This window comes from Metabacillus niabensis, from assembly GCF_020524345.1.
GTDB classification, from domain to species: Bacteria; Bacillota; Bacilli; order Bacillales; family Bacillaceae; genus Metabacillus; species Metabacillus niabensis_B.
The window spans coordinates 84,088-98,311 of the sequence record NZ_JAIVLH010000020.1 but is presented as its reverse complement, the minus strand read 5'-3'; the positions used below and the strand labels follow the sequence as shown (position 1 = coordinate 98,311).

Genomic DNA, 14,224 nt, shown 5'->3' with positions numbered 1-14,224 from the left:
GACTATTAAGAATAATCCCCAATAACAAATAAAATAAACAGAGATTTTATACAACTTCATCTAAGCAACTTGATTTTTCCTGCCTATTCCTTCGGATTCCACCCATTTAACACATTCTCAACAGTATAAAGCTCAGCCTCTTCATCCGTTAATTGAGGACGTGAAAGATTTACACCAGGTCCCTCGTTTTGATACTCAAAAAATCTTGCATCTTTTGCACTGAAGCCTGACATATCTGTCCACCCATTTTGATGAATATGCGGTCCAAGCTCACTATTTTTAAAGACCACACTTGCAATCGCATTCGGATCACCTCCAGGGTGCCAAGGTCTTCCTAAATAAACCGTTCCATCTGCGGCTTCACTTACTAATTTGCTATTGATAAACAGAAAACCAAATGGTTTGTTGATGTCCGTACTTGCAGCTGTGATATAGCCATTATTTGTTTTTGAGCCTCTATCAACTGAAACAATCTCACACTCTTCAAAAACAGCTCTTGCTCCACCAAAAATAAAATCAACATCACCTTCTATATAGCATTCATTAAAGTACTGAGTTCCATCATTCACATAAAGTGTATCCTGGTTCCCTATGAAGCGTACATTGTGAAACTTCATTCGTTCACCACGTGTATAAACAGCAACCGCTTGTGAACCACCCTCTACTAAACGTTCATCAAAGGAATTTTCCATTGTCATATTTTTGGCAGTGAAGTCATTTCCGTACAGATATACACTTGCACTGCCACTTGTGCCATATGTTCCACCTTCAGGCCTTTCCTTTTTTGCGTAGTTATCATACGTTAAAACTGTGTTCTCTGCACTTTCTCCTACTAATGTAATAAATGGTTTATTTGCCGGTACTTTTATTACCTCTTTATAGATACCGTTTTTCACCAAGATCTCAACCGGGTCTGTATTATTGGCAGGTACAGCATCAATAGCTGCTTGGACTGTTTGATAATCTCCGCTCTCATCCTTTGAAACTGTCAATTTGACATGTAGTTTCTTTAATTCCTCTGTCACATCTTCCACTCTATTTACCTCCCCTTCAACAAGTTTTCTACCATAGGTATCCTCTACTTCATTAGGTAGAACCTCCACATAAACACGGTTTTCAAAGTAGCCTGTTGTTTTTGCTATTTCTAATAGCCGCTTTGCATAGCTTCCGCCCCACGAATAGCCATCACGACGTTCTTTTTCAATTTCATGAATGGATCGTTTAATGACACCATCTCTTCCGGAGAAAATTGGTTCATTCGTTCCAATTTCGTAGAATCGGTACCATGTCACAGCTTCCGGATCTTCAACAAAATAAACTCCATTTGGGTCCCCGCTTACGTAGCGAATTCCTTCAAGTTTTACTTCATCAAACCATTGAAGCGCACTTAAAATCGCCTGTTGTATTTCTGGAGTTTGATTAGGACGTGACATTAAGAATTTCACAATCCCTACCGATTCACTTCCAGATATCGATGGATGTTCATAAACTCTGGCATGCTGCGCTTCATACGTTGCCGGATCATGCTGCGCACACCAGGCCGTCAGTTTTCCGTCTACTTTAATTTGAGATTTTAAAATATAGTCAATCCCTTTATTCATAGATCCTTCAAGCTTACTTTTTAAAGAATCATCTACTATGTTTTGATCAAAAGGATATTTTTCATTTACTAAATCATCCATCAGTTGTAAAACATTAATCATCGCATTATCGTTAAATGTAACATAATTAGAATAGTACACTGAGCTCTCTGGAGAATCACCTCGCTGTGGATAAACTTGCGGCCAGCCGCCTGTTTCATATTGCATCGTAAGTAAGAAATCTATGCCTTTTAACACACTTTCTTTCAACTTTTCATCTTCTGTTTCCCTGTAAACCTCAGCAATATATCGAATTTCCTTTATCGTTGCATTATTGTCAATGGAACCTAATTCTTCACCAGTAGGTCCAAATTGCGTTGAACGCTTTTCCTGTCCATCCCACAGCCTGCTATATTCTTCATCCATGCTTTTGGTCCATCCGCCATGATCCATCTGCCATGACACAAGGTTTTCTGCACGTTTCTTTGCTTCTTCAAGATCACCAGTAAACTCATTATTTTCTTCTTTCGCAACCTTTCCATCTTTTAATGGCTGCTGAAGTTCATATAAAACAACAGTATCACCAACATTATTTTCTCCAACTGCCGCACGTGTCGGGTATACATTTTCCAAGGCAGGATTTAATCCGTTAAAAGATCCAGTTGCGGCTTTTAGTGCGAATGCTTTCACATCAAAATTCTCTACTTGTCCATTCAACATCACAACAACCAATTGAGGTGTAACAGACAATGAATTCACAACGTGAATCTCGTTTGACTGTGGATTCGTTACTTTTTCTATCTTTTCTAAAATTCTCGATGCCTCACCAATTGTGACATAATCTTTTTTACCGAAGCCCGGCTTTCCTGACATAATTCCTTTGGAAACAACTGCCCCTACTGCATTGTTATTGTTTCCTTTTCCAGGTTTTAAGTCCAAAATTTCACTTATAATACCTGCCGCTTCTCGTCTTGTTATCTTCTCTTCTGCCTTTATGTTTTCAACTTGGTCTTGTGCGACATACCCCTCCTGTGTTGCACCTTCTAGTACGTAGCTCCACCAAGTGTTTGTTGAGAAATCTCCCTCAATGTTTTTATATGTTTCTTCCTTATAGAAACTCATAACACGATTGATGGCTGCGAAAAATGCCAGTTTTGACATCTGATCGCCTTCCTTATGTGTAGAGGTATCAACCATACCTGCTGCATTTAATTTCTTCAGGGTTACTCCATTCACTAACTCCTGTAATTCTACCTGTTCTACTTCAATAGGTTTGGGGCTATCATCATCTGGATCTTCAGTTGAATTGTGTATACGCAGATGATCGATATTTGCCCCGCCGCTTGGACCTACCCCTTTTGCTACAATGGTATTATCACTAGCATTTAGGTCCACTTTAATTGAAACAGTTTGCCAATTTGTCCACTCTCCAGTTGAATGAAAAGCCAGTTCCTCACGAACAATTTGGTCATTAACGGTGATTTCAACAGGTCTATTTTCTGCTGATCCATTTGCATAGCGGAATACGAAAGAATATTCTCCATCTGCCGGAATATCTGGAATGGTCCATGTAATCGTCCCTCCTGGAGCATTCGGTTTATAATCAACAAAACCTGTTCCAGTATAGCCCGGATGTTGGTTGTCAATAATTGCTTCTTTGATCGTAGCTTCTTCTGCTTCATAGATCGAATCAAATACACTCCCCTCACTCGCGAAAGCCCTTTCATTTCGTGGAATGCCTACTAAAGATAAGACAACTAAGGCACATGTCAATAAAATAAAAAATACCCGTCGATAACTCCCTCTCCCCTTCTTCAAAAGCTTCCTTCCTTTCTAAAGTAGATTTTTTTGTTGCCCCCTGATTATAGTCCAAGTATATTATCGATCGATATAATCAGTTTCTCAGAGCAGGGTATTTAGCCCCTGAAAATAAGTAGAAGTAGAGAAAGTGAGCATAAAAACAAAAATGATTATAACTTTTCAGCTATTCTTCTTGTCCTATTCGAAGGTCTTAAAGGTTGTTATGAAATGAAAATAAGCGATCCTTCTGAATGAAGAATCGCGCTCATATTAAACATTACTGTTGAGATTCCTCCAACACTTTGTCGTCATCCTTTTATCATGCATGTGATGTGAACGGAAATAACAAATGCGTTGGCATATCTTTCATGAACGGTCTGACGAACAGGGTATCATCATTCCCTGTCAAAATTTCAGTATGGATGTTTTCACTGTTAGAATCTGGTATGAAATAAAAATCAATGATCTCAGTATTAGCAGAAACAAGATGATTTAAAATCCTCTCTAAATCCACACTTTTTTTGCTGATAATATCAAAAATATGAAGCTTATTTTCTTCCTTTTTCACGATTACAATCGTATCTTCTTCTTCGATATAATATGTCGCATCTTTGAAAAATAAGATAAAGTAAAACAGTAATAGATGTTCATTATTTTTTACCCCAAAAGTGGAGGATACAGGTATTCTTTCAGCTGCAAACTCCTTCATCAATTCGAAATCAGCCTGATTATTGCTATCCAGCTTACGTATAGTAGATTTATATAAAACTTGCTTTTTCAAATCAGAAGTTTTCAAGCTGAACCTGCTTTCTTTAACCTTTTCAAAACCAAATTTAGGGTAAAAATCCCGCACTGTATGATTTGCGAATAAGTAAATAAAGTCATATCCCTTTTCATATTTTTCAACGATTGTATTCATTAGCCTGGCTGCCAATCCCTTATGGCGGTAATCCGGGTGTGTCATAACCGTCCCCACTTGAAGTGCCTTATATTCTTTCCCATTACAAATGATAACCATTTTATTGACGGAAGCATTTGCGATGACTTTATCTCCAGCTATATATGAGTAACAGATATAATTGTCATTCCAACAGCCTTTGTCATACCATCCCTTAAAATCCAGGTTAAATACCAGCTTTGCAAGTTCATTAAAGCTTTCTTTATATTTTTTTATCTGCTTGTAGTCACTGATGAATTGATATTCACTCATCATAAATCCTCCATATTTTGCTGGTTCCTATCTGGCATTTTAAAAAGACCACAAGCAGCTCCTCAATTATAAAACCGATCTATCGAAAACTGAGAAATATCTATTACATTCTTACCTGAAACAATCAAGTTGCTTAAAGCTTCTCCAACTGCACTGCTAAATTTGAATCCATGTCCTGAGAATCCCGCTGCAATGGCAACGTTGGAATACTTAGGATGTACATCAATTACAAATTTATCATCCGGAGTAAGTGTATACATACAGGTTTTCCCATATTTCAACTGACCAATTTCAGGGAGATATTGATTTAAAAATTGAATCAAATCCTCTTTATCTTCTACTATTTCACCAAACTGCTTCATCACTTCATCTGGATTGATACGTTCTCCTCCATCATGACGGCCTACCTTCAAACCTGCGCCATCAACACTTGGAAAACCATAATAAAGTCCTTGCGAAGTTTCAAATGCAAAGGCCGGGAAATCGTTAGCGTTGTAGATTTTTTCATTAGCATCAAACCAGGCAAATGTCTTTCTTACCGGTGTAAGAGGAAGATCCAAATCCAGCATCGAAAGGAGATGGCCGGACCATGCTCCTGCAGCAACAACCAATGAATCCGAGTAAAAGGTTTTATCGCTAGTTCTAATCGTTACCCTCTCTTCTTGAATTTGAATCTCTTTCACTCTGCTATTTGCAAGAATCGTAGCACCATTCATTTCAGCAAGCATTTGATACGCTTTTATACTTTCTTCACATTTTAGAACACCTGAAGTTGGTTCAAAACAGCCAATAAAATCATCTCTCATTGTGATACCGGACCACCGATTTTGCACTTCAGCTGGATTCAACACTTCTAGTGGTAACGAATATGTAGTAGAGCTTGAGATCGTATTTTGAATAAAATTGGACTCTTTAACCCCAACACTGAGCACTCCTGTCGGGATAAATAATGTCTTTCCTGTATCTCTTTCTAATTCGTTCCATAATTCCTGTGCTTTAAGGATAAAAGGTACATATTCTTCACCCTCGGCATACGCATATCGAATAATCCGCGTTTCTCCATGATGACTACCTTTGTTGTGAGGTGGATGAAAAGAGTCGAGCAATAACGTTTTCTTTCCACTTTTTGATAAGTAATAACCTGCTGACATCCCCATAGAACCCGCACCAATTATAATTACATCATAGTTCATATCCTTTAACCTCCATGTATCATGATGTCATAGTTTATTAAAGTATAATGGATATTCAACCCTTGTGAAATGCATTTGTTGATAACTATGACTGGAACGTAAGCAAAAAATGCCTTGCTTCATTATAAAAAAGCAAGGCATCGTTAACATAATTATTGGTAGCTTCAGTTTTATAGGTGAACTTATATATATAAATCTACACCATACTTTTCACCTTATCCCCAAATATCCGCCAACTCCCAAGCATCAAGGTTCAACAATTGAACCTCCCCATCTTCTGAAAATAATTCTACAAAAACACTTAATGGATCTGGATAGATTCGGGCAGTCATCACGGTATCACCGTCATTCATAAATACTTCTACTGAAGAACGATCAATAAACAAATGAAATTTAATCGTGTCCCGATTTGTTAGATCTAGTTCACTTCTTCTAATACCGCCTTCTCCTGTTCCAGAGTGGTTTCGGTCTATTGTTACTTTTTGTGAATCTTGATCATAGTAAATGGTTGTTTTTTCTTGACGATCTTCTGACGTGCGAATATTCATTCCAAACCTTTTAGCGGAACAACCTTTTAAGGAGAATTCAGCGATGACCTCCAAACATTGCCCTTTAATAGTTGCTAGTCGATGAATTTCAGAAATCATCATACCAGTTAATGCTTGGTGTTCAACTCTCAGTTTTTTCAATTCTTCTACAGGAATCATCACAAGTTTGTTGTGTTCATTTAGCTTGATTTCACGAGGAATCGTCATAGCACCAGCCCAGCCATGATCCTGCTCAGGCATTTGAGATTCCCACATGCTCATCCAGCCTAGAACAATTCGTCTTCCTTTTTCATCGAGAAAAGATTGACCTGCATAAAAATCAAAGCCTTTGTCTAACTCAATAAAATCGCCATAGTCGAATTTTTTTGTATCATAACTAAATTCACCAACATAATATCCGTTTTGATAGAGATTTTGATAGAGATCTCCCTCAGGCTCAATTCCTTGAGGTGAAAATAAAAGAATATGGTTTCCATCCAACTCAAAGAAATCAGGGCATTCAAACATATAACCCATTTTTCCGGTACTTCTAGCAAGATCCCCTTTATATTCCCAGTCAACTAGATTGGTAGATTCATATAAAATAACATTTCCTAATTGATCGACCTGATTACCTAACACCATATACCATTTTTCACCATGCTTCCATACCTTTGGATCGCGAAAATGCGGAGATCCATTTTCAGGAGGCTCTGTTATGACCGGATTGTTCGGGTGTTTTTCAAAGTGAATACCATCGGTGCTTTCTGCAATACATTGGTACTCAATAAACACATCTTTTTCACTATCTGTATGAACATGACCAGTATAAATAAGCGTCAGCTTTCCATTATGATCTACTGCACTTCCTGAGAAACAGCCGCTTTTGTCATAATCCTCTCCAGGTGCAAGGGCGATAGGGAGATGTTCCCAATACACTAAATCCTTACTTTTCATATGTCCCCAGTGAATCGGACCACCTTTTGGACTGTATGGATGGTGCTGATAAAATACATGATACTCACCATTCCACTGAATTAAGCCATTTGGATCATTAATCCAATGTGCAGGAGCCATGATATGGTATCCTAAACGGTAAGGAGTGCCTTGTACCTTTTGACTAGCCTCCAGCACTGCCTTTTGTGCTAGATCAAGGCGAGTTTGATGACTTGCCATACAAATTCTCCTTTCATTTGTTATAAAAACAAGAGAAAACGATGTATCATTTGTGAAATTACATCGTTTCTTTTCAGCTAAACTTATTTTAGACTTCCTTCAAATGCCAAACATAACTTTGGAAATCACCGCGTATTTCCGCCGGGATACTTAAGCCGACATAGCTTAGCTCATCGCCGCCATACACCTGATCAGTTCCTGCTACCTGATATGTTTTGTCTGGATCAATACCTGTAACTTTCACATACTTTAACGGTGCTGCCGGCTCAGCTAAAACGGAAAAATAAACCATATAGGCTTCTGTTTTTTCTTTATTTGTAAATAGCCATGACGTTTCATTACCTTCAAAAGGACTTTGCAGACGATAAAAATCACCAAATTGAATTAACTTTCTAATTTCCTTATATTTCTCTACTTGTGTTTTTACAGCTTCTTTTTCTTCATCTTCTAATTTTGTTAAATCTAACTCATATCCTAAGTTCCCGGACATTGCGACATCGCCGCGCATTTTCATTGAAGTCATCCGGTTAACTTGATGATTTGGTACAGCCGATACATGTGAACCCATTGAAATAATTGGATAAACCAGACTTGTTCCATATTGAATTTTCAATCGGGACACCGCGTCTGTATTATCACTTGTCCATGTCTGCGGCATATAATAAAGCATACCTGGGTCGAATCTTCCACCGCCGCCTGAGCAGCTCTCAAATAAAATATCCGGGAATGATGATGTAATGTCTTCCATTACCTTATACAGTCCAAGCATATAACGGTGTGCAGTTTCTCTTTGTCGATCGGCCGGAAGAATAGCAGAGCCAATCTCTGTCATATGACGGTTCATATCCCACTTTACATAAGAGATTGGTACACTCGATAAAATATCGCTTACTCTTTTCGTCATCTCTTTACATACATCTTCTCTCGAAAAATCAAGTACCAACTGTCTTCTGCTTTCTGATCGATCTCGCCCAGGAACATGTAGGCACCAATCTGGATGCTCACGATAAAGATCACTTTCAACAGAAATCATCTCCGGTTCAAACCACAAACCGAATTGCATATCCATTTCGTTAATTTGCTTCGCCAGTTGATCCAGTCCATCAGGAAGTTTCTCTTTGTCTACAAACCAGTCACCTAAGGAGGAGGTATCATCATTTCTTTTCCCAAACCAGCCATCATCCAGAACAAATAGTTCGATTCCTACTTCTTTTCCTGCTCTAGCAATATCCTTGATTTTCTCTGCATGAAAATTAAAGTACGTTGCTTCCCAGTTATTTACTAAGATTGGACGTACTTTATCCCGATAAGTTCCCCTGACAAGTCGTGTTCTATATAAATCATGGTAGGTTCTTGACATTTCACCAAGTCCTGAAGAAGAATAAACCATCACTGCCTCTGGTGTTTGAAATGCTTCACCTTCTTCCAGTTTCCAGCTAAAATCAAATGGATTAATTCCCATTGTCACCCTTGTTGTTTTAAATTGATCAACTTCAGCCTGAGCAAGGAAGTTTCCGCTATAGACAAAGTTAAAGGCATATACTTCGCCTGTATCCTCAGTAGTCCCTTTTCTTAACAAAGCAATAAACGGATTGTGCTGGTGAGAACTTGCTCCGCGTGTGCTTTCAATGGACTGAATTCCATGGCGAAGCGGTTGCTTTTCAATAAATCGTTCTTTTACATGTGCTCCATGCAAATGTAAAAAATCGAAATCTGCGTCTCTAAAATCAACCGAAAGGCTATGTGCAGACAGTATTTTTAATGATTCTGAACCTTGATTGATTAAGCGCGCAGACCTTGTTATAACATTGAAACTCTCATATGCTGTATAACTTAATACAACCATCAATCCTGTTACCGAATCCTTCATCGTTATTTCAAGTGTCTCTGCTTCATGATCGTTTTCAACATATGTCGACGGCAACCCTACAAGATTACGTTTACCTTTATAAATTGTGTGTGAATCATATCGTAGATCCGTCACTGTTGAACCATTTTCCAACTGTACTTGATACGCCGGCTTTCGGAAATCAGTATTCCCATATTGAGGATACTCCTGAGGCAATGTGTCTAAAGAAAAGGTCCGGTCATGTCTCTGTTCGTATGGATTACCGGAAAATCCACGATCGAGTTGTTGGATATGATTTGAATGGCGATATTCGTTTACCTTTTTCCCCCAATAGAGATGGAGTAAGTAACCATCCCGAACAATTTGCATAACATAACTTGTATCTTTGGCTTTTATATGAAAGATTTTATTTTCCTCTTGATAATGAATTCCCATTTTTAAAACAACTCCTCAAACCATAATGTTGATTGAAGTTTTACAGACAGTTCATTCTCACTGATTATTGAGGAATAAACTGCCCTTAATTCTGCCTCTCTTTATTTAATTGCTCCTTTCACCACTCCGCCAATAATCCATCTTTGTGCAAACAGATATACAATAACCATTGGGGCAAGGGCTAATAAATATGAAGCAAATGCAAGGTTATAATCTGTTCCAAATTCCGTCTGGAACACATATTGTACTAGCGGTAAGGTTGCATGTTCTGAATCACTTAAAATGACTAACGGCAGTAAGAAATCATTCCATGCCCATAGACAAGTTAAGATACCGACTGTTGCATTAATAGGTGTTAATAACGGGAAAATGACCTTCCAGAACACTCCCCATGTACTACATCCGTCTACAATTGCCGCTTCTTCAAGCTCTTTCGGTATGGAACGAATGTATCCAACATAGATAAAGATATTCATAGCCATCCCATAAACGACATACAGCAAGATTAAACCAGCAGGGTTATTTAACCCTAGTGCGGAAGTCTGTTTTACGATAGGAAGCATAATGATCGGAAACGGAATAAACAACGCACTGACGAAATAGAAGTACAAGCCTTTAAAAAACTTCCGATGCATATTTCTTGCGATCGCATAAGCAACCATAGAGTTTGATAGAATCGTAAACAGTAGCGTGAAAATTGTAATAATCGTGCTGTTTTTGAGTGCATTAAAGAAATCCGTTGCTTCAATGGCTCTCGTAAAGTTTTCCCAATGAAATCCAAGCGGGAAAGAAAGTGCAGATTGAGCAAGCTCCTGCGGTGTTTTTAAAGCGATAGAAACAGCCATATACAAAGGGATGATGATAAGAAGTGCTCCCAAGGATATGACGATCGTGACAGGCCAGTTTGTTCCTTGTTTCATTACATATCCATCTCCCTTTTTTGAAGTATTTTTAACTGGAATACAGAAATAACAAAGATTAGGATAAAGTAGATCACGGCATTAGCAGATTGATAAGCAAATTCTCCTCCGCTAAATCCTCCATTATAAATTAATAGAGAGATAGAAGTTGTCTCATATCCCGGACCTCCACCTGTCATCGCTACAATGTGATCAAATACCATTAACGAGTTTTTCATTGATAACACCATGTTAATGGTAAAGAACGGTGCAATGATCGGAAAGGTAATTTTCCAAAATTGTTGCCATGTATTCGCCCCATCAAGGCTAGATGCTTCATATAATTCCGTTGGCACAGTTTGAAGACCTGATAAATATAAAATGATATTGAACGCACACGCTTGCCAAATAAAAACCAGCAAGATTCCAATCCAGGCAAGATCAGCATTTCCAAGAATGTTTGTAGTTAGAAATTCAATATTGTATTTTTCACCGATATCAGGGAGGATATTTGTGAAAAAGAAATTAAAAATAAACCCTACGATTAAAACACTTAATACATTCGGCAGAAAGTAAATCGCCCGAAAAAAGTTTCTTCCTTTAATTTTTGCATTTAATCCAACTGCAATCAAAAGACTAAAGATATTAACGAGAATCGAAGCAACTACTGCGAATTTAAATGTAAAAATATAAGAATCTTTTACAACTGTATCTTTAAAAAGATTGATATAGTTTTTAAATCCTACAAAGTCATAATCTAAACTAATTCCATTCCAATTGGTAAAAGAATAGTAGATTCCTTGAAGAGCTGGAAACGTGTGAAAAGTAGCAAAAAGTAGAAAAGCCGGAAGAACCATCATATAGAAGGCAATTGTTCTTGAACTTATTTTCCTTTTTGTTTTTACTTCTGATTTAGTAGAAGAAATATGCGGATTATTAACAGCAATATTATCTTTTTTCATATTTTCACGTCCTTATTCAGGTAGAGAAATTGGGCTCATCCCAATTTCTCCCTTAATAGGTTATTTTCTATCTTGTACTTTTTCCCAATCAGCTTGTAATTTTGTTAGGAACTCATCAACGTCTTTATTAATCACCAATGATTGTAACGTTTTCTCCGGCATAACCCCTGTTGGAATATAGTGATCCGGGAAATCTGTCAATGAACCACTTTCAAAACTTGCTTTTAGGTCATCAACCGTTGGATCATCTTGTGTAATTCCTTGAATAGCAGAGAATGCATTTTGTTCATCTATATATTGTTTTGCATTTTCCTCTTCCATAAGGAACTCCACAAATTTCTTCGCCTCTTCCGGATGTTTTGAAGACGCTGCCACACCAAGAATTAAATCAACACCGGATATGACTTTGGTTTCATCCGGATTGTTAGTAGCCGGGAATGGAAATACCCCTAACTCGATATCTGGATTTGCTTTCTTAATTTCCGGAAGGGCCCAAATTCCTTGAAGATACATAGCTGATTCTCCATTGGCAAATGCAGTATTTCCGTCATTGTAACCTACACCTTGTTGATTTTTATGACCATATTCAGATAATTGCAATAACTTTTCTGCAGCTTCTTTGTAACGTTCCTCAGCAAGAATATTTCCTTTGTTTAATTCACTGTAGAAATCATCTCCTTGCGTATTAGCTGCAAGGGCATTAAAGGCCGGAAGTGTAGTCCAAGCATCCTTATACGTATGGAAGAAAGGTGTCTTACCCGCTTCTTTTACTTTTTCAGCAACTGAAATAAATTCATCCCATGTTTTCGGAACTTCCAGTCCTAGTTCTGCAAAAATGGCTTTGTTGTATATAACACCAACAGCGTTTGCCACATAAGGAATAGCGAAAACTTCTTCAAGTCCTGATACATCTTTCAGCATTTGTACATATGCAGGCTGAATGTTCTCAAGACTTTTATCTTCCGTAACATCTGTAAAGACTCCAGCGTTTGCTAAATCACTATACGTTACATCGCCACCAACACCGATGATATCCGGTATATCACTTTTGGATACTCTTGTACGCAATACAGTTGATGGTTCAGGTGGACTTGATTGTTCAACATCAATGTTTGGATTTTCTTCTTCAAATTTCGCAATTAACTTATCAATTGTTTCCATTCCTTCACGCTTATGATGGAAAAACTCAATTTTCACTTGGTCTCCACCTGAACTTTCCTCTCCGCCGCCGCAACCTGCAAGGAGTGAAATGGATAAAGCACCTACCGCTAGTAATGACATTGTTTTCTTCATTTGAATTCCCCCGCTTCGTTTATATAAAATACAAAATAAGTTACTATTCAATAAATGGTATCGATTCCATATCCCTGTAAAACGATCCGCCTCCTTAAACTTCAAGTACTACTCCTTTTTACTAGTAACACTCTCCCTATGTACAAGCTCGGTAGGTAGAACAATTTTCAAAGGAAGTTCTCTACCTTTCAACCGATCATACATAAGTTTCACAGCTGTTTTTCCCATTTCAAATGAATGGATTTTTACGGATGATAGAGCCGGATTTAGATAACCAGCTGAGTCAATATCATCGAAGCTAAACACTGATATATCTTCCGGAACTTTTATACCAGCTTGATGCAATGCTCGAAATGCACCTAATGCCATCGGATCACTTGCAACAACAATAGCACTCGGCAACTGTCTTCTTCTGATTAATTCCTGCATTAGTTTATAACCGCCATTTGGACCCCACTCACCAACTAACACACAGTCCTTTTTGTAAAGATTTTTTTCTTTCATCACGTTTTCAAAAACTGTTTTTCTGACATCTTCTTTCTCTTTCTGCTCTTGGTTATGGATTCCTTTTACAACAGTTCTTCCACCTAAATAAACGATTTGTCGATGTCCAAGTTCAAAGAGATGGTTCAAAATTTGTTGTGTTGCTTTTTCTAAATCTGAAATCACTACATCTACGCTGCTATCATCCGGCTCATAATCCACAAAAACGATATTGTTAGTTTCAAAGTAGATTCTTTTAAGCTCTTTCACATCCACTGTACCAACTATGATTAGACCATCTAAAGATCTTATTTCACTTCCTGAAAAATCACTGTTTCCAATTGTTTGAATAGACCTGATTTTCATTCTGTATTGCTCACAAACTCTTTCAATTCCCATTCTCAATGACATAAAATAAGGATCGTTTACTTCGTCTTCTTCTGTGTTAGTTAGGATCAGTCCAATATGATGAAACTCTTTTTTACTATTAGATTTATCACGATTTCTTTTAGTTGATTTATAGTTTAATTCACTAACAATCCCCATCACTTTTTTACGCGTCTCATCAGAAACTGACAGTGTTGGATCACTATTTACCAGTCTAGAAACTGTAGCTGTAGAAACTTTAGCTATTTGAGCAATATCTTTAAGTGTTGCCATCACATCACTTACCTTTTCTTATTTAGTAAAATTCACTAAAGTTAGTAATATAAATATACCAAGATAAACGCTTACAATCAAGAATAAATTTATTTTTTTAATAAATTTTACTAATAACCTTAACTCAGATCCGCTTATATTAATGGATTATTTTATC

Annotated in this window: 9 protein-coding genes; all 9 read right to left on the bottom strand. The window is 37.5% G+C overall.

Going from position 1 to position 14,224, the window contains the following annotated elements:
* Positions 1–83: 83 nt before the first annotated feature.
* Positions 84–3,353 (bottom strand): pectate lyase, encoded by a 3,270-nt coding sequence (gene pelA / locus LC095_RS20230; protein ID WP_226529884.1) that lies wholly within the window; start codon positions 3,351–3,353, stop codon positions 84–86.
* A 346-nt stretch (positions 3,354–3,699) separates the two neighbouring features.
* A complete protein-coding gene (locus tag LC095_RS20225) occupies positions 3,700–4,590 on the bottom strand; it encodes a GNAT family N-acetyltransferase (protein ID WP_226529883.1) in 891 nt (296 codons plus the stop codon).
* Positions 4,591–4,652: 62 nt separating this feature from the next.
* Positions 4,653–5,783 carry an N-methyl-L-tryptophan oxidase gene (gene solA / locus LC095_RS20220; RefSeq protein ID WP_226529882.1) on the bottom strand — a complete coding sequence of 377 codons (1,131 nt, stop codon included), beginning with the start codon at positions 5,781–5,783 and terminating at the stop codon, positions 4,653–4,655.
* A gap of 215 nt (positions 5,784–5,998) precedes the next feature.
* The gene (locus LC095_RS20215) at positions 5,999–7,486 is read right to left on the bottom strand and encodes a glycoside hydrolase family 32 protein (protein ID WP_226529881.1); all 1,488 of its coding nucleotides are present in this window, start codon (positions 7,484–7,486) and stop codon (positions 5,999–6,001) included.
* Positions 7,487–7,574: 88 nt separating this feature from the next.
* Positions 7,575–9,770 (bottom strand): alpha-galactosidase, encoded by a 2,196-nt coding sequence (locus tag LC095_RS20210; RefSeq protein WP_226529880.1) that lies wholly within the window; start codon positions 9,768–9,770, stop codon positions 7,575–7,577.
* A 101-nt stretch (positions 9,771–9,871) separates the two neighbouring features.
* The gene (locus LC095_RS20205; RefSeq protein ID WP_226529879.1) at positions 9,872–10,690 is read right to left on the bottom strand and encodes a carbohydrate ABC transporter permease; all 819 of its coding nucleotides are present in this window, start codon (positions 10,688–10,690) and stop codon (positions 9,872–9,874) included.
* Positions 10,690–11,529, bottom strand: coding sequence for a carbohydrate ABC transporter permease (locus LC095_RS20200; protein WP_226529902.1), 840 nt, complete (start codon positions 11,527–11,529; stop codon positions 10,690–10,692). Before LC095_RS20200 ends, LC095_RS20205 begins: the two co-directional genes overlap by 1 nt.
* A gap of 162 nt (positions 11,530–11,691) precedes the next feature.
* Entirely contained in the window at positions 11,692–12,924 is a 1,233-nt protein-coding gene (locus LC095_RS20195; RefSeq protein ID WP_226529878.1) for an ABC transporter substrate-binding protein, read from the bottom strand.
* Between the two features lie 108 nt (positions 12,925–13,032).
* Positions 13,033–14,067 (bottom strand): LacI family DNA-binding transcriptional regulator, encoded by a 1,035-nt coding sequence (locus LC095_RS20190; protein ID WP_226529877.1) that lies wholly within the window; start codon positions 14,065–14,067, stop codon positions 13,033–13,035.
* Positions 14,068–14,224: the final 157 nt, after the last annotated feature.

Excerpts from the sequence above, each read along its gene's own strand:
- LC095_RS20225 (WP_226529883.1), bottom strand. The coding sequence starts at position 4,590 with ATGAGTGAATATCAATTCATCAGTGACTACAAGCAGATAAAAAAATAT.
- solA (WP_226529882.1), bottom strand. The coding sequence starts at position 5,783 with ATGAACTATGATGTAATTATAATTGGTGCGGGTTCTATGGGGATGTCA.
- LC095_RS20215 (WP_226529881.1), bottom strand. The coding sequence starts at position 7,486 with ATGGCAAGTCATCAAACTCGCCTTGATCTAGCACAAAAGGCAGTGCTG.
- LC095_RS20210 (WP_226529880.1), bottom strand. The coding sequence starts at position 9,770 with ATGGGAATTCATTATCAAGAGGAAAATAAAATCTTTCATATAAAAGCC.
- LC095_RS20205 (WP_226529879.1), bottom strand. The coding sequence starts at position 10,690 with ATGAAACAAGGAACAAACTGGCCTGTCACGATCGTCATATCCTTGGGA.
- LC095_RS20200 (WP_226529902.1), bottom strand. The coding sequence starts at position 11,529 with ATGATGGTTCTTCCGGCTTTTCTACTTTTTGCTACTTTTCACACGTTT.
- LC095_RS20195 (WP_226529878.1), bottom strand. The coding sequence starts at position 12,924 with ATGAAGAAAACAATGTCATTACTAGCGGTAGGTGCTTTATCCATTTCA.
- LC095_RS20190 (WP_226529877.1), bottom strand. The coding sequence starts at position 14,067 with ATGGCAACACTTAAAGATATTGCTCAAATAGCTAAAGTTTCTACAGCT.